This is a genomic window from Paenibacillus larvae subsp. larvae (genome assembly GCF_002003265.1).
Classification (GTDB): domain Bacteria; phylum Bacillota; class Bacilli; order Paenibacillales; family NBRC-103111; genus Paenibacillus_H; species Paenibacillus_H larvae.
Genome location: NZ_CP019687.1, coordinates 2,274,449 through 2,296,175, shown reverse-complemented (window position 1 = coordinate 2,296,175; position 21,727 = coordinate 2,274,449). Strand labels below are relative to the sequence as shown.

General features: G+C 43.1%; 29 protein-coding genes and 1 tRNA gene. 13 read left to right on the top strand and 17 right to left on the bottom strand.

Annotated elements, in window-relative coordinates:
• Nucleotides 1–98: 98 nt before the first annotated feature.
• Both pfkB and fba read right to left on the bottom strand, forming a co-directional pair.
• Complete coding sequence (gene pfkB / locus BXP28_RS11910) at nucleotides 99–1,031, bottom strand: 1-phosphofructokinase (RefSeq protein ID WP_023483890.1); 933 nt, start codon at nucleotides 1,029–1,031, stop codon at nucleotides 99–101.
• Nucleotides 1,032–1,104: 73 nt separating this feature from the next.
• Nucleotides 1,105–1,977: a class II fructose-1,6-bisphosphate aldolase gene (gene fba, locus BXP28_RS11905; RefSeq protein WP_023483889.1), complete on the bottom strand. Its 873-nt coding sequence runs from the start codon at nucleotides 1,975–1,977 to the stop codon at nucleotides 1,105–1,107.
• Between the two features lie 258 nt (nucleotides 1,978–2,235).
• Between fba and BXP28_RS11900 the strand changes: the two genes are divergently transcribed.
• Complete coding sequence (locus BXP28_RS11900; protein WP_036655094.1) at nucleotides 2,236–3,033, top strand: DeoR/GlpR family DNA-binding transcription regulator; 798 nt, start codon at nucleotides 2,236–2,238, stop codon at nucleotides 3,031–3,033.
• A 101-nt stretch (nucleotides 3,034–3,134) separates the two neighbouring features.
• Here the strand turns inward: BXP28_RS11900 and BXP28_RS11895 are convergent, their stop codons facing one another.
• Both BXP28_RS11895 and BXP28_RS25130 read right to left on the bottom strand, forming a co-directional pair.
• A complete protein-coding gene (locus BXP28_RS11895) occupies nucleotides 3,135–3,857 on the bottom strand; it encodes a YkvI family membrane protein (protein ID WP_313778442.1) in 723 nt (240 codons plus the stop codon).
• On the bottom strand, nucleotides 3,812–4,177 hold the full coding sequence (locus tag BXP28_RS25130) for a hypothetical protein (RefSeq protein WP_313778443.1): 366 nt from the start codon (nucleotides 4,175–4,177) through the stop codon (nucleotides 3,812–3,814). Before BXP28_RS25130 ends, BXP28_RS11895 begins: the two co-directional genes overlap by 46 nt.
• A 144-nt stretch (nucleotides 4,178–4,321) precedes the next feature.
• Here BXP28_RS25130 and BXP28_RS11890 point away from each other — a divergent pair, with 144 nt between their 5' ends.
• On the top strand, nucleotides 4,322–4,939 hold the full coding sequence (locus BXP28_RS11890) for a DedA family protein (RefSeq protein ID WP_036657011.1): 618 nt from the start codon (nucleotides 4,322–4,324) through the stop codon (nucleotides 4,937–4,939).
• Between the two features lie 157 nt (nucleotides 4,940–5,096).
• On the opposite strand, the gene BXP28_RS25125 is transcribed toward BXP28_RS11890, so the two are convergent.
• From BXP28_RS25125 to BXP28_RS11870, 4 genes are all read right to left on the bottom strand, one after another.
• A complete protein-coding gene (locus BXP28_RS25125; RefSeq protein ID WP_077585061.1) occupies nucleotides 5,097–5,543 on the bottom strand; it encodes a DDE-type integrase/transposase/recombinase in 447 nt (148 codons plus the stop codon).
• 23 nt (nucleotides 5,544–5,566) lie between these two features.
• Nucleotides 5,567–5,812, bottom strand: coding sequence for an IS3 family transposase (locus BXP28_RS23280; protein WP_158673676.1), 246 nt, complete (start codon nucleotides 5,810–5,812; stop codon nucleotides 5,567–5,569).
• Between the two features lie 260 nt (nucleotides 5,813–6,072).
• Nucleotides 6,073–6,654, bottom strand: coding sequence for a helix-turn-helix domain-containing protein (locus tag BXP28_RS11875; protein ID WP_051427925.1), 582 nt, complete (start codon nucleotides 6,652–6,654; stop codon nucleotides 6,073–6,075).
• Between the two features lie 91 nt (nucleotides 6,655–6,745).
• Nucleotides 6,746–7,390: a hypothetical protein gene (locus BXP28_RS11870; RefSeq protein ID WP_024093681.1), complete on the bottom strand. Its 645-nt coding sequence runs from the start codon at nucleotides 7,388–7,390 to the stop codon at nucleotides 6,746–6,748.
• Nucleotides 7,391–7,735: 345 nt separating this feature from the next.
• On the opposite strand from BXP28_RS11870, the gene BXP28_RS11865 reads away from it, so the two are divergent.
• Nucleotides 7,736–8,062 carry a hypothetical protein gene (locus BXP28_RS11865; RefSeq protein ID WP_036655089.1) on the top strand — a complete coding sequence of 109 codons (327 nt, stop codon included), beginning with the start codon at nucleotides 7,736–7,738 and terminating at the stop codon, nucleotides 8,060–8,062.
• Nucleotides 8,063–8,188: 126 nt separating this feature from the next.
• Here BXP28_RS11865 and BXP28_RS11860 read toward each other — a convergent pair whose 3' ends face one another.
• The gene (locus BXP28_RS11860) at nucleotides 8,189–8,449 is read right to left on the bottom strand and encodes a hypothetical protein (RefSeq protein WP_257125633.1); all 261 of its coding nucleotides are present in this window, start codon (nucleotides 8,447–8,449) and stop codon (nucleotides 8,189–8,191) included.
• A 439-nt stretch (nucleotides 8,450–8,888) separates the two neighbouring features.
• Between BXP28_RS11860 and BXP28_RS11855 the strand changes: the two genes are divergently transcribed.
• From BXP28_RS11855 to BXP28_RS11845, 4 genes are all read left to right on the top strand, one after another.
• On the top strand, nucleotides 8,889–9,122 hold the full coding sequence (locus tag BXP28_RS11855; RefSeq protein ID WP_024095020.1) for a hypothetical protein: 234 nt from the start codon (nucleotides 8,889–8,891) through the stop codon (nucleotides 9,120–9,122).
• 71 nt (nucleotides 9,123–9,193) lie between these two features.
• The gene (locus BXP28_RS11850; RefSeq protein ID WP_023485292.1) at nucleotides 9,194–9,862 is read left to right on the top strand and encodes an adenosylcobinamide amidohydrolase; all 669 of its coding nucleotides are present in this window, start codon (nucleotides 9,194–9,196) and stop codon (nucleotides 9,860–9,862) included.
• Nucleotides 9,843–9,908, top strand: a complete 66-nt coding sequence (locus BXP28_RS25770; RefSeq protein ID WP_496543688.1) for a hypothetical protein — start codon at nucleotides 9,843–9,845, stop codon at nucleotides 9,906–9,908. The genes BXP28_RS11850 and BXP28_RS25770 overlap by 20 nt, the downstream gene beginning before the upstream one ends.
• Before the next feature lie 99 nt (nucleotides 9,909–10,007).
• Nucleotides 10,008–10,094 (top strand) — tRNA-Leu (locus BXP28_RS11845).
• A 70-nt stretch (nucleotides 10,095–10,164) separates the two neighbouring features.
• Here BXP28_RS11845 and BXP28_RS11840 read toward each other — a convergent pair.
• The gene (locus BXP28_RS11840; protein ID WP_024095018.1) at nucleotides 10,165–10,350 is read right to left on the bottom strand and encodes a tyrosine-type recombinase/integrase; all 186 of its coding nucleotides are present in this window, start codon (nucleotides 10,348–10,350) and stop codon (nucleotides 10,165–10,167) included.
• A 1,019-nt stretch (nucleotides 10,351–11,369) separates the two neighbouring features.
• On the opposite strand from BXP28_RS11840, the gene tnpA reads away from it, so the two are divergent.
• Complete coding sequence (tnpA, locus tag BXP28_RS11830; protein ID WP_024095017.1) at nucleotides 11,370–11,765, top strand: IS200/IS605 family transposase; 396 nt, start codon at nucleotides 11,370–11,372, stop codon at nucleotides 11,763–11,765.
• A gap of 4 nt (nucleotides 11,766–11,769) precedes the next feature.
• The gene (locus BXP28_RS11825; protein WP_036654192.1) at nucleotides 11,770–12,825 is read left to right on the top strand and encodes an RNA-guided endonuclease InsQ/TnpB family protein; all 1,056 of its coding nucleotides are present in this window, start codon (nucleotides 11,770–11,772) and stop codon (nucleotides 12,823–12,825) included.
• Between the two features lie 155 nt (nucleotides 12,826–12,980).
• Here the strand turns inward: BXP28_RS11825 and abc-f are convergent, their stop codons facing one another.
• The 7 genes from abc-f to BXP28_RS11790 all read right to left on the bottom strand — a co-directional run bounded on the left by abc-f (nucleotide 12,981) and on the right by BXP28_RS11790 (nucleotide 18,995).
• On the bottom strand, nucleotides 12,981–14,459 hold the full coding sequence (abc-f, locus tag BXP28_RS11820) for a ribosomal protection-like ABC-F family protein (protein ID WP_023485255.1): 1,479 nt from the start codon (nucleotides 14,457–14,459) through the stop codon (nucleotides 12,981–12,983).
• A 436-nt stretch (nucleotides 14,460–14,895) separates the two neighbouring features.
• Complete coding sequence (locus BXP28_RS11815) at nucleotides 14,896–15,303, bottom strand: RcpC/CpaB family pilus assembly protein (protein WP_198963620.1); 408 nt, start codon at nucleotides 15,301–15,303, stop codon at nucleotides 14,896–14,898.
• A 137-nt stretch (nucleotides 15,304–15,440) separates the two neighbouring features.
• Nucleotides 15,441–15,641: a conjugal transfer protein TrbL family protein gene (locus tag BXP28_RS11810; protein ID WP_040931968.1), complete on the bottom strand. Its 201-nt coding sequence runs from the start codon at nucleotides 15,639–15,641 to the stop codon at nucleotides 15,441–15,443.
• Nucleotides 15,642–15,709: 68 nt separating this feature from the next.
• Entirely contained in the window at nucleotides 15,710–15,931 is a 222-nt protein-coding gene (locus BXP28_RS11805; protein WP_024095013.1) for a DUF6133 family protein, read from the bottom strand.
• A gap of 385 nt (nucleotides 15,932–16,316) precedes the next feature.
• Nucleotides 16,317–16,412 (bottom strand): ParA family protein, encoded by a 96-nt coding sequence (locus tag BXP28_RS24255; protein ID WP_309555677.1) that lies wholly within the window; start codon nucleotides 16,410–16,412, stop codon nucleotides 16,317–16,319.
• Nucleotides 16,413–16,964: 552 nt separating this feature from the next.
• Nucleotides 16,965–18,260: an ATP-binding protein gene (locus BXP28_RS11795; protein ID WP_023485254.1), complete on the bottom strand. Its 1,296-nt coding sequence runs from the start codon at nucleotides 18,258–18,260 to the stop codon at nucleotides 16,965–16,967.
• 6 nt (nucleotides 18,261–18,266) lie between these two features.
• Nucleotides 18,267–18,995: a LytR/AlgR family response regulator transcription factor gene (locus tag BXP28_RS11790; RefSeq protein WP_023485253.1), complete on the bottom strand. Its 729-nt coding sequence runs from the start codon at nucleotides 18,993–18,995 to the stop codon at nucleotides 18,267–18,269.
• A 221-nt stretch (nucleotides 18,996–19,216) separates the two neighbouring features.
• On the opposite strand from BXP28_RS11790, the gene BXP28_RS11785 reads away from it, so the two are divergent.
• The 4 genes from BXP28_RS11785 (at nucleotide 19,217) to BXP28_RS11770 (ending at nucleotide 21,727) form a co-directional block, all read left to right on the top strand.
• Nucleotides 19,217–19,777, top strand: coding sequence for an accessory gene regulator B family protein (locus BXP28_RS11785; protein ID WP_023485252.1), 561 nt, complete (start codon nucleotides 19,217–19,219; stop codon nucleotides 19,775–19,777).
• A 70-nt stretch (nucleotides 19,778–19,847) separates the two neighbouring features.
• A complete protein-coding gene (locus BXP28_RS11780) occupies nucleotides 19,848–19,988 on the top strand; it encodes a cyclic lactone autoinducer peptide (RefSeq protein ID WP_104932509.1) in 141 nt (46 codons plus the stop codon).
• 24 nt (nucleotides 19,989–20,012) lie between these two features.
• Entirely contained in the window at nucleotides 20,013–20,210 is a 198-nt protein-coding gene (locus BXP28_RS11775; protein ID WP_024095010.1) for a hypothetical protein, read from the top strand.
• 119 nt (nucleotides 20,211–20,329) lie between these two features.
• The gene (locus BXP28_RS11770; RefSeq protein WP_167552503.1) at nucleotides 20,330–21,727 is read left to right on the top strand and encodes a radical SAM protein; all 1,398 of its coding nucleotides are present in this window, start codon (nucleotides 20,330–20,332) and stop codon (nucleotides 21,725–21,727) included.

Sequence of the window (21,727 nt, the reverse complement as noted above, 5' to 3'; positions counted from 1 at the left end):
GTAATAGAAATGACAAAAAGACCTCCATGATCCGCTACAAGTGTTTGGAGGTCTTTTTGTCTTATTTTGAAACGGTCCCTTTCTTGTTCACATGCTTGTCAATTGAGCCGTTCGACTTTTATGTTTGCCTGCAGTTCGTATACTTCGTCAGCTTGAACACGGCCTGCCTGCATGTGAAGAGCGTTTGCGCTTCCGCAGGCACATCCGAGTTTCAGTACTTCTTCCGGACTATATTCTTTCATAAGTGCGATAGCCATTCCTGCTACCATGGAATCTCCGCTGCCTACGGCATTTACCATATTAATCTTAGGAAGATGGACGCGGTAAAGACTTCCATCTATGCCTGCCAGTGCTCCATTGCCACCGAGGGAAACCACTACATGACGGATACCGCGTTGATTCAGGGAAGTGATAGAGGTTAGGATATCCACTTCGGATGAAATGGAACGTCCCGCCAGCTTTGCCACCTCATGCTCATTCGGCTTGATCAGATCCGGCAGACCGGCCAGGCTTTGTTCAAGCGCTTCTCCGCTAGTATCTAAAATAACCCTTGCCCCTTCTTCTTTGGCCGTCCGGATTAAATCTACATAAGCGGAAGGAGAACAACCGGACGGTAAACTCCCGGAGAAAATGACAAAAGAGGAACGGACGGCAAGCTGTCTGATTTTCTGTTTCATCTTGTTCAGATGCTCTTCCTGTATGACAGGACCCGATTCCAAAAGCTCTGTTTGTCTCGAATTCCGGGGATCTACTATCGTTATGCAGGTCCTGGATTCTCCGGGAACGAACATGTACTCATGTCGGATTCCGTCTTCTTCAAGCAGCTTTTCAATTAATTTCCCGGTGTGTCCTGCAAGAAACCCCGTAGCAATGACCGGTTCTCCAAGTGTGGCTGTAACCCTTGCCACATTATTGCCTTTCCCTCCTGCCAGCATGCTCATTTCGGGAATACGATGCAGGCTTCCTTCTCTAAATTCCGGTACCTGATAGGTTTTATCAACGGCTGCATTTAGGGTAACCGTTGTAATCATAATGCAGGCATCTCCTTTTTTTTACAAAGATCATAAACCTCCAAGTGACGAACTTTTCTCCCGGCGGCAATTGTCAGAAGAGCAGTTCAGAGGCACGCCCCGCACTGCCGATTAGACGCATTTTTGTTTGGGCAAGCTCTTTGACAGCCTCTTTCGCAGGTACCATATATTTTCGGGGATCATTTTCTTCCGGTTGTTCCCGGAATACTTCTTTGTTTGCACTTGAAAATGCAATTTTGAGTTCTGTCGCCACATTCATTTTGGCCATTCCGAGTGAAACACACCGCTTCACCTGCTCATCCGGAATTCCGGACCCTCCATGAAGAACAAGAGGAACCTGAACCGTGTCCCGAATGACTTCAAGCCGGTCAAAGGCGATATTAGGCTCTCCCTTGTAAATACCGTGGGCGGTTCCGATAGCCGGAGCCAGTGTAGGAACCCCGGTACGTTCAACAAACTCAGCGCATTCTTTAGGGTCTGCCAGGGCAGCTTCACTTTCATCAACCGAAATATTATCTTCAACGCCGCCTACCTTGCCCAGTTCGGCCTCAACATTCACTCCTGCTGCTTTGGCCACTTTGACAACTTCAAGAGTGCGGCGGACGTTTTCTTCATAAGTATGCATGGAAGCATCGATCATCACGGACGTATATCCTTCTCTTATACAACGTATCAGCAGGTCGTAATCGGTACAATGATCCAGATGCAAAGCAATAGGGATGGAGGCATTCTTGGCTGCGGTTCGGGCAGCGGCTACAATATAGTCCGGTCCCAGATGTTTAACTGTTCCCACTGTTGTCTGAAGAATGAGAGGGGCTTTAAGCTCTTCAGCTCCCTCTACTACCGCTTGCATCATTTCCAGAGTGTGTACGTTAAAAGCACCGATTGCATACCCGTTTGTACGGGCTTGTTCCAATAAAGAAGTGGATGATATCAGATGTCCCATGATTGAATTTCCTCCTTCAGCAAAATGATTGAAACGATCAAAAAAATGATTTATACTGTCATAAACAGATTATAGTCTTTCAAAAACAAGAATGTCAATGTAAGATTGGGGAATAACGATAAATTTGTATCCGGATTTACAGAATAGTGCCGGAAGCAATATCTTTTACCTTTATTATTCGGACATATTTTGTCTTACACGTTCTGTCAAATGGCAAGACTGGCAGATGACATATCGTTTTATAGGCAGGTGAGATATATGAATTCCACTCAAATGTCCAAAGGTACCCGCAGAAGACAACAGATTTTACAAAAATTGAAGCAGCAGGGTCGCATTACAGTCCAGGAGATTATTGAAACGATGGGTTGCTCCGAAGCGACGGCCAGACGGGATTTGGATGTGCTGGAGCGGCAGGGTGAATTGGTCCGGACCATAGGGGGGGCCCTTTTTGAAGGTCCTTCTCCCATGAAAGAAATTCCGTTTGCCGAGAAAAAGAACCAGCTTTGGTTTGAAAAAGAGGCGATTGCCAAAAAAGCGGCCGAACTGATTGAAGAAGGGGACAGTATATGTCTCTCGGGAGGAACCACAACTTATCTGATTGCCAAAGAAATAAAAAAGCGCCAGGGCATCACGGTAGTTACAAACGCCGTAAATATAGCCATGGAGCTCGCTGACAGCGAAGCGCTCCAGGTTGTGGTGATTGGTGGGGTAATGCGCAGCAACACATTTGAATTGTCCGGTCCTTTGGCCGAAAAAACGATTGAACATCTAAACATCCGCAAATTGTTCCTTGGTATCGATGGACTCCGTATAGACAAGGGGATTACCACATACAGTGAGCTGGAGGCGGCAACTGCCCGCATGATGATGAAACGCGCTGAACAGACGCTGGCTGTTTTTGATCATTCCAAGGTCGGGAAAGCCTCCCTGTTTTCTATAGCCGGGTTACAGGAGCTTTCCGCCTGTATCACAGACCGTGCTCTTGATCCGGAAACGGACAGGCAGCTTCACCATTTTGGTACCAAAGTATATATCGCCCAGCCATCCGGGCATTAACCCCGGTATCCGAGTTCTTTTTTGCGGTAGAAAGACCCCCATTCACCTGCATGGGTGTTATTGGAGGTCTTATTTTTAGGGTTCCCTTTGTTTCCTGACATCTATGTATGATGGACAGGATCTTTTTTCCGGAGCATAAGGATAAACCAGATCAAGCTAATGAAACCAAACAACGGATAGAGCCAGGTAAGCAGCGTCTTGAATCCGATATGGCTTAGCAGGAAGCATATGGTCAGCACCATCAGCAGGATAACCCGGAAGCCAAGCCGGCTGTGCTGCTGGATTTGCAGACTAAGTCCGTAAGCATTGGAGAGGAAAGTAGTAAAAATTTCAGCGTAAATAATAAACAAAAACAGCATCTGCCATATACCGCCTACATGATCCAGAATGCTTCCCATGGGAATGTCAAACTGGGATATATCCGGCATTTGTGCTGACATCGCATAATGGGCTCCCATAATCAATACGCCAATCATACAACCCCCTAGAATTCCGCCTCTTATCAGAACTTTTCTGTCCTGAACCTGGGCCCCCAGCGGGACGAGAACAGCTTGTGCTGTAGCTAAGTTAAAACTTGTATACAGGAAGGGGGATAGCCAGGAATATACCGGAGAAAAATCCGTTGTAATGCGCAGCCAGTTACCGGAACCTGGTGTTCCCCAAGTAGTAGCTACAACAAGAAGGCTGAATAAGATCATGCAGGGAACTACAATCGTATTGACAGTCATAATCCCCCGGATTCCTTTCGTCAGGATAAAATAGGTGAGCATTATAATAATCAAAGCCCCCACTTTAGAATCAATTCCAAGCTGTTCTTCAAACACAGCCCCCCTCCCGCCAGCATCACGATACTCACTCCAAGAAGAACCAATAAGGAGAATAGGGCCACCCACTTGCCTGCCTTGGCCCCAAATAAATAACGGATCATGTCTTCATAAGATTTAGCCCTGACTTCCCGGGACAATAACATCAATTTTATCCCGACACCTATGAACAGGATTGTGGAAAGCAAAATAGTGCCCGTTGCAACAGCCCCATACCGGGTGAAAAATTGCAGAATTTCCTGCCCGGAGGCAAAGCCCGCTCCAACAACCGTACCCACGTAGGTGAAGGCAATTTGAAGTACTTGTATATGGCGTTTCAACTTATCTTGTCTCCCTTCCCTTTTATAGTACAAGGTATGTAAGGAAAAGGACGGGCATGACAGGCTAAAAAGACGAATAAGAAGGAAATATGTTGATCAACATGGAAGTAATTAAGGATGATAACGTATTGGGAGTGGCTGAACTTGAAGGAAACGGTTTTTTCTTTACTTGCGGATTATGGTTATTACGCCTTGTACAGCCTTCTGGCGTTAGGAATTATCGGACTTCCTATCCCGGATGAAACTTTGATGGCGTTTGTTGGGTCGATGACTATGCACGGGGGTCCCATGAATTTTTGGGCATCTTTGGCAGTGGCTTATGCCGGAACGATGACAGGTATGACAATCAGCTATACGGTTGGAAGAAAAGTAGGCAAGCCCTTTTTGTATAAATATGGGAAATGGATGAAGCTGACACCGGCCAGGCTACAAAAAGCGGAGAATTGGTTCCGTAAGTACGGCCTTTGGACAGTAGGCTTCGGCTATTTTGTTCCGGGGGTAAGGCATTTTACTTGTTATCTGGCTGGAATGAGCGGAGTGAAATGGTGGAAATATTTGCTTTATGCGGGCAGCGGGGCTTTGGTATGGTGTGTTACTTTCCTGCTATTGGGCAGATGGATCGGCAGAAACTTTGATCGCGTTCTTCATATGTTTCACCGTTATACTGGAGTTACCTTAGGAATTTTAGGAGGTCTGCTGATACTGGGGCTTATCGTATATCTGGTATTCAAACGAAAAAAAAAACAGCGTAATCACATGTGAGCCAGCGTCAAACTATATGGCAAACAAAACAAGCAAGCCCACCCGGATAATTGAAGTGCCCCCTGTCAAGTAGACAGTGTAAAAAAACAAAAACAGTTAGTTTGTTTCCCTCAGTTCTGTTAAATTGAACTGAGGGTTTTATTTTCTTCTCTCATTTTTATGCAGCTTGTTTTTGATATTCGCTGGGAGACAGGCCACTTAAACGCTCTGTATAGCGGTAATTGTTGTAGTAGTGGATATAATTTCTCACGTCTTTGAGAACGTCTTCATAGGTGTGGTGTTTCCTTAGATAAAAGCTTTCTGCCTTAAATGTACCCCAAAATCGTTCAATGGGTTGATTATCTAGACATCGGCTCACCCGAGACATACTTTTAGTAAAACCGTACTTAAGCTGAAGTAGACTGTATTCATGTGAAGTATACTGGAAGCCTCTGTCGCTATGCAGAAGTGGAGTCACACCCGGGTTCCTCCAGTAGGCCTTATTCACCGTATCCATGACGAGTTTTTTGTTGTTGGAGGGGCTTAACACCCATGAAACGATGGAGTTATCGTATACATCAACGATAGCACTCAGATAGGCTTTACGACCATTCCCATACTTCAATTCTGTGACATCTGTGCACCACTTTAAATTGGAGAGTCCGCGTGAAACTCGCGGTTCATCCCATTTTCAGCCACATGTATTGCAGAGGATTTCACGTAATTCGGTCGTTTCCTGCGAATCACCGCTTTTAATTCAAGAGCGCGCATGATTCGATAATAACGTTTTTTGTTGTAACTCTTTTTGAGTTTCCGGTTCAATTGTGTGCGGATTTGACGATAACCAAGTACACCCTTTCTCTTGTCATAGCGAAGTTTCACTTCCTTGGCCAATGAAAGGATTTCAAGTTCCCTGATGGATGGTTTCCATTTTAGCCATTTATAATAGGCAGATCGAGCGACTTCGGCTAGCTTGCACAGCTTCGTGACGGCATAGCCTTTCTCAGCGTGCAGTTCTTGGATAGCTTGATACCAGTCTGCATGTCGGACTAACGTTAGCGTGTATGTCGTCGCCGGATCTCTGCCAACTTTTTTGCCAGAGCGTTCTCCATTTCTAAATACTCGTTCCGTGCTTCTAATTCTTTGATCCGAAGCTAGAGTTGTTCATGATCATCCAACTCTTCCGCAGGCTTGTTACGACCGCGATTGTCCTTGAGGGCTTCCTCACCGCCAGATTTATATTTACGAACCCATGCGTACACCTGTGAATAAGAAACATCATATTTCTCCATGGATTTCTGATAATCCAGATCATTTGCGATCGTATACTGTGCAATTTCAATGCGTTCTTCGAAAGTGGTTTTACGTCCTTTGTTCATACGAGATACTTTACGAGTAGATTTTATTTCTACCCCATTAGTATACTTGGAGATCCATCTCGTCAAAACACTTTTACTAGAAATATGATACTTCTTTGTTGCCTCTCGTATAGAATGACTACCGGATAATACATCTCTGATTGCAGCCAGCTGCAGATCCTCTGAGTAAGCTTTACATCCTCTGGATTCCTTTAATCCGTCAAGACCATCTGCTTTATACTTCCTTACCCAATCTGTTACCGTGTTTTTGTCTATTCCCAGCTGTTTCGCCTCATAACTTGGGTTTGTCTCATTCTGAAGACATCGCTTTACGACACGTAGCTTTACCTCTAAAGAAGTTGGACTCCTTTTGGACATTGTAAAAACTCCCATCATTGTAGGGTAGATGTTTTTGTTTTTTCTACTGTCTACTATGAGGGGAGCATATCAAATTGTTGTGGCTTGCTTATTATTCTTTAAACAGTTTTATGGACAAGACCTGGTCGAGCTTTGGGTCCACATCCAGCCGAAGAATGGTTCCGCCGCTTTCATAAGCTAATACGTAAGAGGTCTTGGTCGAAGGAAGCCCCAGTGTATTGACCGCATCTTTCGTAGAAGAGCCTATTTTAACACCGTGCAATCCGGGATTAATTTTATCGTTCTTGATCTCTACAAACTCCAGTTTGCGGTTTCCGTTAAATCCTACCGAAAAATCCGCGTATTCATAAACTGTTACAGGATTTCTGGTTTCCTCCATTTTAAAAAAGCTTTTGGCTTTACCCAGTTTATCCATAACTTCCAGTATGTCCATGCCAGGCTGTAAACCAAGTAAAGCAGGTTTTGCCGGAGTGAATTGATCCTGCTCATTTACATGGAGCGGCGGATTATCAGCTTTCGGATCTACAAAAGGCTCGTTATTTGACTGACTGGAGATGAAGGTCCTGGAAGTTGACTGCCTGGAAGCGGAGGATGAGGAATCACTGTATTCGGGCTGTACGGTTTGTTCCTGGGTAGATACCGGTTTGGCCGACTCCCCGGTATTCCCGCATCCGGCCAAGATAGTGATAACAATTGAGGTAAGAATAGCAAGTGTAAAACGAGACTGGTGTATCATAATATCCGTCCCTTTCTTTTTCCTAACTAAGGATAAGCCTGGCGAATAATGTCGGATTCACCGCTTTAATATTATAGACGTTTTTAAACCGGAAAACCCTTCGACAAAATTGACATTTCTATATATAAAGACCCTTAAAGCAAATGAAAAGTTTTATTTTACTTCCATAAATTCAGATTTATCTATACCTTGTACAAGGTTGAATGGTATCTAAGTTTTGAAATGGATTCAATTCATTTATTTTATAAAATCGAGCTCCTTTTTGGAAGAAGTTTCTAGGCCGTCTTTTCGGCCCCGCAGTTTTCCGATATAATAAAAGAAGGCAAACGGAAAGGAGGAATCAGCATGGGGAACGAGACGCTTCCGAACGATTACTTGATTGAAAAGCTATCCGAAGCGAAGACGCTTTTTGAGCGGTCCCTTGACTGTAAACACACTGAGTTCGATGACCTGTACCCATACATGATTGAGCATCCTCAATTCTTTTGGTATAAACGCTATGTAGCGTGGTCCGAACTGTTGACTGTCGTTAAGATTTGCTCAGAACTTTCCGTTCCGTGGAAGCAGACTTTTACAAGTCAGCAGGTTCAGTATATTGAGAACCGTGTCATGTCCAGCAAGGTTCTGGATGAATGGTTCGAAAGGAACGATTCCAAGGAACATGTCGGGTAATAAGGAAAAATTTTTTTATAAGATCAACACTTTCCGGTGAAAATAAACTTTGAAAGACCTGTGCCTTCTTCGTGACGAATTGGGCTGCAGGTCTTTTTCTGAAGGTAAAAAAAGAAGTTTGGTTATTCAAAGTATATTCATATGCTCAATAGTTTCTTTCGTCTCTTTTGTTCCAAGCCGGTGTACAAGTTCGTAAATGTTTTTAAGTCCTCTATCGTACCTGTCATTTTCTTCATCCGAATGGTATTCTTTGAAAGGGATTAAAGCGCGGAAATGGGTACTTATGTCAGCCGAATAAAGCTCCTCGAATAATACTTGAAGCTGGTCCAGCTCTTCCGGACTGGCGTAAATTTCAAAATCGTAGTTGGTATCTTCTTTATTCTCCACAATGTCGCCGGAGGCCACAGTAAGGTAATATTTTTTTTGTCAACCAATTTGTCCGCTCCTTTCCTTATTGGCCAGTTACAGCTGATCTGATTAAAGTTATCCTTAGTCTTTCCTTCAGCGGATGACCGTATGTGGTTTGATTGGAAATTTAAGCTGAAATTTGAGAGAATTTACCCTTTAGGCTATGATAGCTTGGTAAAGACAGATAGCTGATAATCGTATTCTTGGTAAATGACTTTGTAAAACAGGCCTATAAAAAGGTTACATGGAAAATACATGGGATCTAACCACCCGTCGTGCAGCATCGCAACGCGTGCCCGGGAAGCGGCGCTTTGGGTAGAAGTTATTAGTTCAGGGACTCTGTGAAATCAACCATAAATCCTCTACAATGGAAAAGAGGTTTTCCCCAAATGTTTATAATAGGAGGGTATGACAGCAGATGATTTCGGATGAACAACTGGATGATTACAGGATCAAGGGAAAAAAGCTGCGTGTCATTCGAGATGCGGACCCGGCCAATGATGTGAAGGGCATTGTTGTGGCATGGGATGAACAACATGTTCTGATCCGGAAACAAAACAGGAATATTGTCAAGTTGTCCCGCAGCTATACTTACCAGCCTTTCGAAGCGGAAAGACCGGGTGAATTTACACTCCCGGACAAAGGCGAATAAATTTGCTGAAGAACACATCTATAGAAAGTTGCTGAAGAAGAGATTTATAGACAGCGGAGAGAGGATACAGGATGCGGTCATCTTACCGGATTCCGGGAATAACTGTGCAAATTTGCGGGGACGCCTTTCCTTATTTGTATTGGGAAAGTGAAAGCCCGATGCGTTCCCTCAGTTCGTCCATCTGGGGCGGGGGAGTTGGAGAAAAGAAATATATTGTAAACAGGCAGGTCACAAAGGGGTATAACTGTGATGAACCTCTTGAAGAGATGGCCGTCTTTTTTGAACATGAAGGCATAAACGGTACCCAGGCCGCCGGCTTCTTAACGGCTGCCCGGGTCAAGGATTTCGGGTTTGCTTCTTTAGTCTGGCCTCCGGAAGCCCTGGAACGCGGACTGGAACCGGAATTAGCTGTCTCAGCCTGGGCAACGGCCGGGTTCAGCAATAAGGCAAGAGCGGGCTTAAGGGTCCCTGAAGAGGTCCTTTTTCCCGGTACGATCAATATTGTTGTGATTGTTGACGCACAGATAGGGGACGCGGTATTGGCCGGTGCCTTCATTACGGCGACAGAAGCGAAGACAGCCGCCCTTCAGGATTTGGGTATAACCGTTGAGGGAGGGTTATCCGCTACCGGCACAACTACGGATGCAGTTCCTTGTTGCAGCAACAGGAAGGGGCCGATATTGTACCTATACGGGAACGGCTACCCGGCTAGGTCATTTAATCGGACGGGCCGTTTATGAAGCAGTCCGGCAATCTGGCCGGAAGTACCAAGAAAGGACATGCTGAGGGTTATCCGGCATGTCCGTTTCTATTCATGAATTCGCTGAATTTTTCCCGGTTGACATCCTCGATGGTGCATGTTATATTAGGTATCGTTCTTGTTAAGCGGTCGTGGCGGAATTGGCAGACGCGCACGGTTCAGGTCCGTGTGGGCTAACCCCCGTGGAGGTTCGAGTCCTCTCGACCGCACCACTTCATCAATGACAGGTTTCTGATCTGCTTTTTCTGGCAGAGCAGGAACCTTTTTATTATTCAATATCTTTTAGCTGGCACTCATTACCTGGGCAGAAGAAATCTTGGAACTGTAATCCAAATGAGCGTAAATATTAGCTGTAGTGGAGAAATGTCTAAGACCGAGCCATTCTTGAATCTCCTTCATGCTTACACCGTTCGCCAGCAATAGGCTGGCATAACTGTGTCGAAGATCGTGAAAACGAATCAGGCGCATTTCAATTTGACTTTAAGATACTGACAAACCTTTGAACCCGATCTTTGTCCGATTGATGAAAGCTTTCAGGAGTCACGTCGGTTGAATTGTAGGGGATCAAATTGACGTGATATAAATGTTCCCAAGGACCTCTGTCTTTTAACAAAGCAGCAATGGCTTCCGCAGCTCATTTGAATCGTTTTCTCCTCGAAGTAATATATACGCAATATATACTTTTCTACCTGTATCACGAATATGCTGATCCAACTTGTTCAACACATCATAAAGCGGAAATCGATTGTTAATGGGCATTAGTTCGCTCCGCTGTTCGTCGAACGGAGAGTGCAGTGAAAAGGTCAGGTTAACCTGTGGAAATTCCTTTGTCAGACGATCGATACCTGGCAAAATTCCGATGGTGGAAACTATAATTCTTCGATGCCCCAAGCCAAAGGTTTGTGAATCTTTTATTCGTTTCTTAAACCCTTGGGTAGTATGGTCATTCGGTCATATTCACCAATTTTTTGCTTGAAGATCGCGTCTGCAATTTGTTGAAACCGATATGCGGGTTGTTTCAATTCTGTCAATATGTGTTGAATCATTTCGTATTTCGAAGTTGATTTCATGTTTTTTCTCCTCTTGAACCGGAGAAAATGCCTTTAGCACCCTTTGTTGGTGCTTAACATATACATTAACCAACTATATTAAAACCCACGAAGCTTGCAGCTAGAATCGCTACGTGCATCTACCGATAGATGGATAATGCTCCGGCATCCGTTTAGTTTGATCGTGAACCGTACCAACGGACAATGAACGGTTCACATGAACATTTACAACTTCAGACATCTATTTTAACCTCCTAAGATAAAATAAGCATATAGTTACAGTAATTTCCGACTGAAAGCCCACGGTTTTAATCGTGGGATGAAAGCCGGCTTTGCCAGAACATCCCTTCATGGGATGGGCAGGGCAAACACATAGCCATGTGCGTGTACTTTTCGTTCAATTGTTGTAGTTGTTAGTTGAACGGATACAATTGGTTTATGCAAGAATATAGACGTACAGCTACAACAGTATCTCTCATTAACTATCATTTTGTTTTCTACCCTCGTTATCGAAGAAAAGTGTTAGTAAAACAAGTGGAAATTCGATTCAAGGAGCTATTGGCTGAAATATGCCATCAGAATAGCTGGTTTATTGTGGCAATGGAAGTTATGCCCGATCATGTCCATCTGTTCCTGAATGGTCTTCCCACCGATTCTCCATCAGACGTAATGGCAAAAGTGAAGGGAGTGACCCCTCGAATATTAAGGCAAGAGTTCAAGCATCTTGCTCATTTGCCTAGTCTGTGGACACGTTCTTTTTTCGTTAGTACAGCAGGAAACGTATCAAGCGAAACAGTAAAGCGTTATGCCCAAGAACAAAAGAAAAGGGGGTGAACACATGCAAGCTTTAACCGTTAAGATACGCATATTTCCTGATCAACCAGCCATTCTACGTCAATTGGGAAATGAGTACATTCGGGTAGTCAATCAATTAACCAAACGGGCTGAACAATTAGGGGCATTTCCGAAAATGACTACAAAAGATGTAGAAACAGTTCTTCCGTCTGCCGTTTGTAATCAAGCGATTCGTGATGCCAAAAGTGTTTTCAGTAAAATCAAGAAACTTGGTGTTCGTCCAATTCTTAAAAAATCTGTATATTTCGTTAACAATCAAAACTACACAGTATCCGAAAATACAGTTGCGTTTCCTATCGTTGTAGATAAAAAGACGAAGAAAACAGCGTTTCGGGCTACAGCGACTAGCAGAGATATGGAACTGTTAAGAAAAGCCAAACTTGGATTGATGCGTATTATCGAAAAGTCAGGAAAATGGTACGCTCAAATTTCAATAGAAGTACCTACAAGCGTAACAAACAACGAAAACATCATGGGTATTGATCTTGGTTTGAAAGTTCCCGCTGTTTCTGTAACTTCTACGGGTAAAACCCGATTCTTTGGAAACGGCAGAGAAAACAAGTACATACGAAGAAAGTACCAACAACGCAGACGTAAATTAGGTAAACTCAAAAAATTGTCTGCCATTCGTAAGCCAGGTAATAAAGAGCAACGTTGGATGAAAGATCAAAATCATAAGATTAGTCGGCAAATTGTCGATACAGCCATTCAGGAAAATGTGTCCATAATCAAGCTTGAACGACTGGAGAATATTCGCAAGACGGCAAGAACAAGCCGCAAAAACGCAAAGAATCTGCATAGTTGGACTTTTTATCAGCTTCAACAATTCATCTCCTACAAAGCAAACCTAGTCGGCATAAAGATTGTGGAGGTAAATCCTGCCTACACTTCTCAAACATGTCCTGCCTGTGCGGAGAAGAACAAAGCGAAAGACAGAGGGTACGAATGTTCATGCGGATTCAACGCTCATCGAGATCGGGTTGGAGCGATCAATATCATGAATCAACCTGTGGCAGATGGTAACAGTCTGTCAGCCTAAGATGCTATATGCACTATCTTAGGACGGGCTGATGAGACAGCCCTGAACTTGGGGGAACTACGGTTAGCAGAAATGCATGACCGACTACCACCCAAGAATCCCAGTGATACCAAAGGTGTCAGCTTGCGGCTTTAGCCGTGGGTGGGAGTCTCAAATTACAGTTTCACGATTTTGGTGGCGATATTTTTACAAAATTCGCTATCATGCTCTATAAAAAGTATTGTCGGAGAATATTCCAGCAATAGTTCTTCGATCTGTACACGAGAAATGACGTCAATAAAGTTTAACGGTTCGTCCCATATATGGAGATGAGCCTTCTCGCATAAGCTCTTTGCGATCAACACCTTCTTTTTCTGTCCGCTGCTGAATGAAGACATATCTTTTTCAAATTGTATGCGCGAAAAATCGAGTTTCCTTAAAATCGCTTTGAACAAGCTCTCATCGATCTCGTTCCGACTCGCATAATCTGATAAGTTGCCTTGTAGATGTGAGGTATCTTGTGCCACGTACGAGATTTTTAGTTGACTACCTTTGCGAAACGTTCCCGTATAAGGGATTTCCTCACCAAGAATTAGCTTAAGAATACTTGTTTTTCCCGAACCGTTTGGACCCACAAGTGTAAATCGCTCCCCTTGTTCAACGGTAAAAGTTACATCGTTGCAAACCGTGTGTTCACCGTAGTGGATTGAAACATTCTCTAATTCCACCATCTGCTTTTTATTATAAGCAAGCTGAGTGATTTTCAGACTTTTTGAGCTTTCAATATTTTTCAAGAGTTTGGAACTTTCCTCAATCGCGGATTGCTGTCTCTGCTCAATCGATTTGGAACGTTTCATCATTTTGGCGGCCTTGTGTCCGATATATCCTTTATCGACTTTCGAGCCGGAATTGCGAGTGCCGTTTTTTGTTTTCTCTACTTCGTGCGACCAGCTACTTGTTCTCTTTGAGGCTTCGGACAGTCGTTTAATGTCTTTTCGCAGCTTGTCGTTCTCGGCTAGCTCATATTTATCTTGCCTTTGTTTATTCTCCCACCAGTCCGAGAAATTACCTTTCTGGACCTCAATATGAGTTTTGTTTATCGAAAGAATGTGGTCCACGCAGTCATCTAGAAATGCGCGATCATGTGAAACCAAAATAAATCCATTCTTGGTTTTTAGATAATCGCTGACCAGCTTCCGTGCGTGAATGTCCAAATGATTAGTTGGTTCATCGATAAGCAGGAAACTGTTTTCCTTCAAAAACAAGGTTGCTAGTAATACTTTCGTTTGCTCCCCGTTTGACATGGTTTCAAATGGCCGATACAATACATCCTCTGACACCTTCAGCAACGATAGCTCGCGTACGATCTGCCAATGCTCATAGTCAGGATAAATTTCATCAATAACGTCCAGGGTATTAAATCCCTTGTGTTCAACATGGAAAGGGAAGTATTCAAAGCTGATATTTGCTGAAATGGTTCCGCTATAATCGTATTTACCAAGCAGCAGGTTAAGAAACGTGGTTTTACCTCTACCGTTCCTTCCAGTAAAACCCAATTTGCAATCGGTATTAATTTGAAAGCTAACGTTTTCGAAGATGTTGTCGTAGCTACCGTCATAAGCAAAAGTCAGGTTGGTCACATTGATTAAAGACATTGACAATATCCTCCATAAAAATAAAATAAAGAGCTACAAGAAAGTTACCTTTCTTGTAGCTCAAATAAATGCTAAAATCTAACCCATTTAATGGAATAGATAAGATTATTTGAGGGAAGAGAATAAGTAACTTTCTTGCCTAACAAAGAATAAAACAGCTTTTGTTTTATCCATTCGTAAAATAAGCAAGAAATATTACATTATTCTCATCATCTCCCCTCGATTATTTACTAGCATTGTAGCATAACAAATTCAACCTTACAACTTTGAATTTAATCAAGATATCCACTTGGTAAGGATACTTAGTTAGAATACCGAAGAAGTAATGGCTATCCGAAAATCAACGGTGCAGAGCAATGGTTGCTGCTGTGGGGGCAGAAAAGAAACGTCATCTGCAGTAGCAGGAGGCGCTACATGTTGATGACGTTGGAAATGCTCAAGGAGCTAGGCAAAGCCGTACAGCCGGACTCGTACATGTAACTGTATCGGACGGGTATGGACGTCTGGCTCGTGGTGAACTACGATTACCTGTGTACGCGCGGCGGGAGAATCCGCGGCGATGATGAAGCGCTGAAGACGGCACCGGAGGCCCGAAGAAATCCGCATGGTGTGGCAATACAAGTAAGGTAAGCGTGGAAGGCAGTTCCTTCTCGTCCGTGTCTGCTTGTTTCTCCGATTTGGCTTGAGCATCCAGTCCGCTGCTGGTCGTCACTGACAGCACCTCTACATATTGCAGCTCCGGGGGCATTATCGTTGTGTGAAGATCGCTGTAGTCGGCAGCGATCAGGCTTACAATATCGCCGGGTTGAAGCTTGCCCGATAAGCCTGCTGCGAGGCTTTTGATGGTGACGGATAGCGCCTGCTTCTATCCGTTCAGACGGGTCAAATAGGTATCGAGGGGAACCCCTGACAATTTGGAAAAAAGTAAAAAGTCATAGCGGTTCCTCGTCAGGGTCGCCATCCGTCCAAAGAATGTAAATTTCAAATCCTTTTTTTTGGAAATTTAAGAATCATCAGCGCGATGCCAAAGCTGAACAGGATTTCGTACAGACTTTCGGCAAGATCCACGCCGGTCGAAAGCGTCATATAGCGATCCGCATACAGGGAAATCGAAATGATGTCCTTTAACAGCGTATCCATGTAGATGAGAGCGCCGTTCAGGATCGCGACAATAAGCAACAACAGAATTTATCCACGGACTCCTCCTTTCCGAGAAGCGGAGTGAACGCCGCTTCCGCTCAAGGCCGGGCTTACTCTTTATAGTTGAACATATCTTGAATGCGTTGCTTCAGCGTCGGCAGAATGGTATCGCCAAACAGCATGTACAGCCCAGCCAATACCAGCGCTCCGATGACGACGGCCATCAGGATTTTAACCGCCGTATCGAGAAACCCTTCTCCGCGGCGGTTGTTTACCGCTTGCTTGGTTCCGATTACTGCACCCATGATTTTCTTTTTCAGCCATTGCTTCATGTTTAAAAGCCTCCTGTTTTTGAGAGTGGAATTCAAAAAGCCTGCCGAGGTTCAGCAGGCTTGTCTTACTGTAGGATCAACAATCCCACGTTCATTCAAATACACATGTTTCATCGGTTCCAGCAGCGCGGCCAACGTCTTTTCACCACCCATCTCATCCCGCAAGTTCATTCGGCAACCGATAGTTCAATATTGCTTGGGATAAGGTAAATGTTCCCCTGAGAATGAAGGTATTGGTCAGGGGAGGGGATAAGCTCATCTCTCATGATTATTGCATTCATGATATTGAACATGCTGATGTCCAACTTGTCGGGCTGCCCGATGCCGAAACATAAGGTCAGATTACCTTGTGGGGTCGAAATCCACCAAGAGAACCTTTTTTTCTTCATTGGATAAGGCATAAGTTTAAGTTGTAGGCGGTGGTCGTTTTTCCGGTTCCACCTTTTTGATTAGCAATGGTTATAGTCGTAGCGTTTCTCATGTTAGCCCTCCCCGAAGCTGTCGCTTCGTTTATTTGTCAATGGTAGGGAGTGGGCTGGTTTGGTCGTTGTTCTCTCCGAGTTCTCTCAAACATCCAAAATCGGCCGCATTTTCTGGAATCGTCGGGAAGCCTTGCGGCGCTTGAATTTGAACAAAAAAACCGCCAAAAACCTTGATTTATCAAGGCTTTTGACGGGTTTTAAATTCCTCATCCTTGACTTAGATTCCGCTTATGTTACAATGACGTAGAAGTTTCAGGTCCGTGTGGGCTAACCCCCCGTGGAGGTTCGAGTCCTCCCGACCGCATATACTTACCTATCAATAGGGCCTTTACATGATGAATAAGTCATGTAAAGACCCTTTTTTTTGTTCGGGATTTGCAATGTATTGCTCATCACTTGAGCCGAAGAAATCTTCGAACTATCCAGATGAGCATAAATGTTGGCTATTAGAGTAATGGCTATTCCAACCAGGGACCAAGTATGTCATTGCAAATACCATCGGGGAAAGGTGGGCATAAATATTACTGTAAAAACCAGTTGTCTTTTTTATATCATATTGTCGGGCTTATTTCATCTGATAAAGGAAGCATGATGCTGGTCTCGAATTGTCTATTTCCGGCTTTTGTTTGGAGATAGCCGCCATATTTTTCCGCTACCCGTTGAATATTGGTTAACCCGAATCCGTGAAAGTCGGGATTGTCTTTGAGAGTGCGCTGATTCGGCTGGTTTTGTTCCAGCCGCGAATTCACCACATGAATAAACAAAGAGTGGGAATTAGAGGACATGCGCAAATGGATAAACTTGTCTTCCTTGTTGGGAACGAGGCGAACGGCTTCAATGGCATTGTCCAACACATTACCTATGACCATGCATAAATCATAACGATCCAGGCGGATATCTGAAGCGGTAATGCGGATGTCGTGTTTCAAGGCAATTCCGTTGTCATTTGCGATATTAAGCGCATGGCTGACTAGAGCGTCAATCACAAGGTTTCCCGTAGTAATGCGCAAATAAGCGGCATTCATGTGCTCCAGCGTTTGATTGATATGTACGATTGCTTCCTGTAGGCGCTGCTCCTGAATGCAGGCGCGAATGAACACCAATTGTTTTTTCGTATCATGGATGATTCGTTTGATACTTTTAAAAGAATGTGCCGTTTTCTCATAGCTGTTATCCTGATAATCCATCTGCTTTTGTAATTGGTAATTTTCATCAGCCAGCCGATATTTTTCAGTCATTCTATCAAACAGAAAAAAGGTGAGCATGTTGATACAGAGAACGCCTACGATAGACAAAAGGTTAAACCAATTTCTCTGCGCATAGAAAAACAGGGTGTTTAAAATTAGAAGGCTAAACAAAAGCATCAACGTGATGATAAAATAATAGACCAATCTTAACTTGTAATCGTACTTCTTCCATTTGATAAAGCGAAGGATGAGAATGAAAAGAAGCATAAGGCAGGAAGAGACAAGCAGAAGCAATAGCCGGGTCTCCAACGTGGTCAAATCCATTTCACCTTTCAAATTCTGGAACAGAGATATGAAATAGAATGACAGCAGTTCCGCGATGAAACCAAGGAGGAGGTACAACACGGAAAAAACCAGCCGGGTTTTCATCCGGGCCGGATACAGAAGGGAGACAAGAAAGGCGCTCCCAATGGATAACAATCCGGTGACAAGGGGAGGAAAGAATGAAACGGAGGAGAAAAACAGCATGCCCCCGGCTGCTGCATAGTTAATTCCAATGACCCGCTTACTTTTATCGGGAGCGTAAAACAGGACAGCAAAGTAACAGTGAAGCAAAACTAACTCCAGCAGAGTTGTTCCAATGAATAATCCATCATGCATGGGAAGTTATCCTCTTTCGTTAAATTGGGCAATCCTGTACCGGGCATACGCCTCTTTGATCCCTTTCCCTTTAGAACGCCCAAGCGGAAATTTGTCTTTATTGGACATGACGACAGTTGTGGCTGTAAACTTATGGACATGTTCCAGGTTAATGATGATAGAACGATAAATCTGATAAAATGAAGCATCCAGCTTGATTGAAAATTCTGCTAATGTGGAAACGGCAGCAAAGCGTTGTTCCATTGTAATAAGTTCCAAATGTTTTTTGTCCACTTTTTCAATAGCAATAATATCGGAAGCTCTTAGGACAATTTGTTCCGTGTTCGTCTTAACAACAACATAACGTTGGATCACGGAATGAATATAATCGCATAACTTTGCGATTTGAGTTTCAAACCGTTCATAGGAAACGGGTTTGATCAGATACTGAAAGGGCTGCACATTAAAGCTGTCGATCATGTATTGCGGGTAACTGGTCAAAAAAATAATCTGTACATCCTTATCGGGTAGGGAACGGATTTTTAGGGCGGTTTCGATTCCGTTCATGCCTTTCATTTCCACATCCAGGATGAGAAAATGGAAGGTATATCGACCGTATTCTTTATAGTACTGAAGCAATGCCTCTCCTGAATAAAAGTAGTTAACCTCAAAAGTATAGGATTCGTTTTCCGAGAACTGCGAAAAAAACTGCTGCAATTGCTGATGAATTTCTTCTTCATCATCACAGACTGCCACTCGAAGCAAAAATGACCACCTCTCTCTACTAAAGTACTTCCATTCTACTTCGATTCTTCCTTCTAGCGCTAACTCATTCTTCCTAAATCTATTCATATTTAACATAAATATAACATAAATCTGACAAAGACATGCAGTTTATCCCCTGTTATCTGCAATTAAGGTCCAATATATTTCAATAAATAACATAATATGCTATATTGGTTTGCGGGTGATGGAACATGATGGCAAACATTGTGAATAAAATCACGTTAAAAATCTTTCAACAAGGTGTTGTGGACGAAGAGAATTTGCCGATTATTCGCTATGGATTGCAAGCGATAATTGAAGTTTCGATTATAGTGGCAACTATGCTGACGATTTCTATATCATTCGGTCGGATAATTGAAGCCGCAGCTTGGATGGGGACCATTATCTTATGCAGAAGTTTTGGAGGAGGCTATCACGCCAAGACCTTTAAAAGCTGTTATTTCATATCTGTCGGCGCTTTTATACTGACTTTGGTAGTGGTGGATATAATGCCCTGCCGGTTGTTCATGCCTGTGACTATTGCTTGTTTCATGATTTCTATTATTCTCTTTATTCATTCGTACATTACTGCCAAACAAATCAGGGGGCTTGGGATAATTGATCATCTTTTTTACAAAGTGAGCATGAGCATATATATTTGCTATTACTTTTTCATCATTTTCATGATTTCACTGGAAATAATCAATTCGGTAGTCGTTGCAAGTTTATTTGGATTTATTATTTCTCAATTATCGATTGAATCAAATTCATAAAACAACTCGGATGGAAATCTAAGTTATGAAATTGATTCGATTTTCATCAAACATAAGGGGGGCAGGAAAAATGAAGCTTATTAAATTACCTTGGAAAGCGCTAAGCATGATGGCAGGACTTTTTGCTTTCATTGGAGCAAATACAAGGTGTTGGTGGATTGCCCATCAACCCGAGGTTCCCGAAGAGCTGCATAAATTACGCAAATTCTAATTCCAATGAAAGGAGGTGAACAAAATGGAAAAGATTCTTGTTGGTGAAGAACAAGAGACTGCTGCATGTTGGGGCTGTGCAGTCTGCGCTTCGTGTCTATGGTGCGCTTCATGTCTTGCTTGTGTCGTTCCGGTTCTGGGACAAGCGGCGGTAGCCGCAGCTGCTGCTGAGGTAGGAGCGCCAGCGACAGCTTCGGCCGTTGCAATCGGAGTTTCTGCTTGATCCAATGACTACTGCTCCTGCGTTTCATCTGTGGACAGATTGCAGGATTTCTTCATAAAGCTAAAACGATATGGGTGCAGACGCAGGAGTCCATTAATTCATAAATGAAGAGGTGTCCTATGAAAGGGATTCACTTTACAAGCAAACGGGGAACCGAATATTACTACGATGACCTGACGGGTCAGATATTTCCCGCAAAACAAACCGAACTTTCCATGCTGGCCGAAAAATTCCGGAATTTGGCTCCTGACCGGAAGCTTTTAGATTTTCATAATATTAGAAATGCCGGAGAAGAGGAGCTAAAAGATTATCTTTGCAAAGGTGCCAACGGGTTCAAACAATTACTTTTGGAAATTACATCTTTTTGCAATTTGAGATGCAAATATTGTATTTATTCCGATCATTATGAATTCACTAAGACTTACGAAAATAAACATATGGATTTTTCGGTTGCCAAGGCCGCCATAGATTACTATTTTTCGGATTTCCGGAATATTCAGTATCGCAATCCTACAAGAAATCCTGTGATCGGGTTTTATGGAGGAGAACCTTTATTGAATCTCCAGCTTATCCGGCAAATAGTGGAGTATATCAAGATGACATACGGAGAATATGATGGCATACAGTACAATATAACAACCAACGGTATCAGCTTTACGGAGGACGTTCAGGATTTTCTGACGGAGAATAATTTTTCCATTATCGTAAGTCTGGATGGATATAAAGAAAATCATGACCGTAATAGGGTGAAAGCTGACGGAACCGGAAGCTTTGATGAAGTTATGAAGAATCTGAAGACGTTCAGAGAGAGGCATAAAGGTTATTCCAAGCTCGCCATAAGCTCCTGTTACGACATTAAAACGGATATGTTTCAGCTGAGGGATTTTTTTGACAGTGAAGATTTATTCTTGGCCAGATTAGCTTCTGTCGACGCTAACAATACAACTTATTATGACCAATTTACGCCTCATGAAAAGCAGAAATTCAGCGAATCTCTCGCCTCGTTAAAAGAGATCTTTCTAAATCTGACGGAAAGCAACAAGATACGGAAGGATTCATTCCTGTATTCTCTTATCGGCATGAATTATTCGGAATTGGCATTTCACCCCATGATGAACGAAAAAAGACCGGATCTGCTTCCCTTTACTGCTTCCTGTATTCCAGGAGAAAAAATTTATGTAAATATAGACGGCAACTACCATATGTGCGAGAAAATAAATACTCATCATGCCATAGGAAATATTGAACAAGGTATCGATTATGGAAAAATTGCATGTATTATTAATAATTTCAAAAAGAGTGTGTGCCAGAACTGTACTGACTGTAATGTAACAAGATTTTGCAATATCTGCTTCCAGCAATGCGCCACGGATCACAATTTCGAGAAAAAGGACTCCATGTGCGCAAATATTGAGGCTCATGTAAAAGCGATACTTGCAGATTTTATCGATGTACTTGAAACAAATCCTACATTGTTTGGATCAAGTCCAAATTTGTGTGTAAATTCCCTCAGCTAG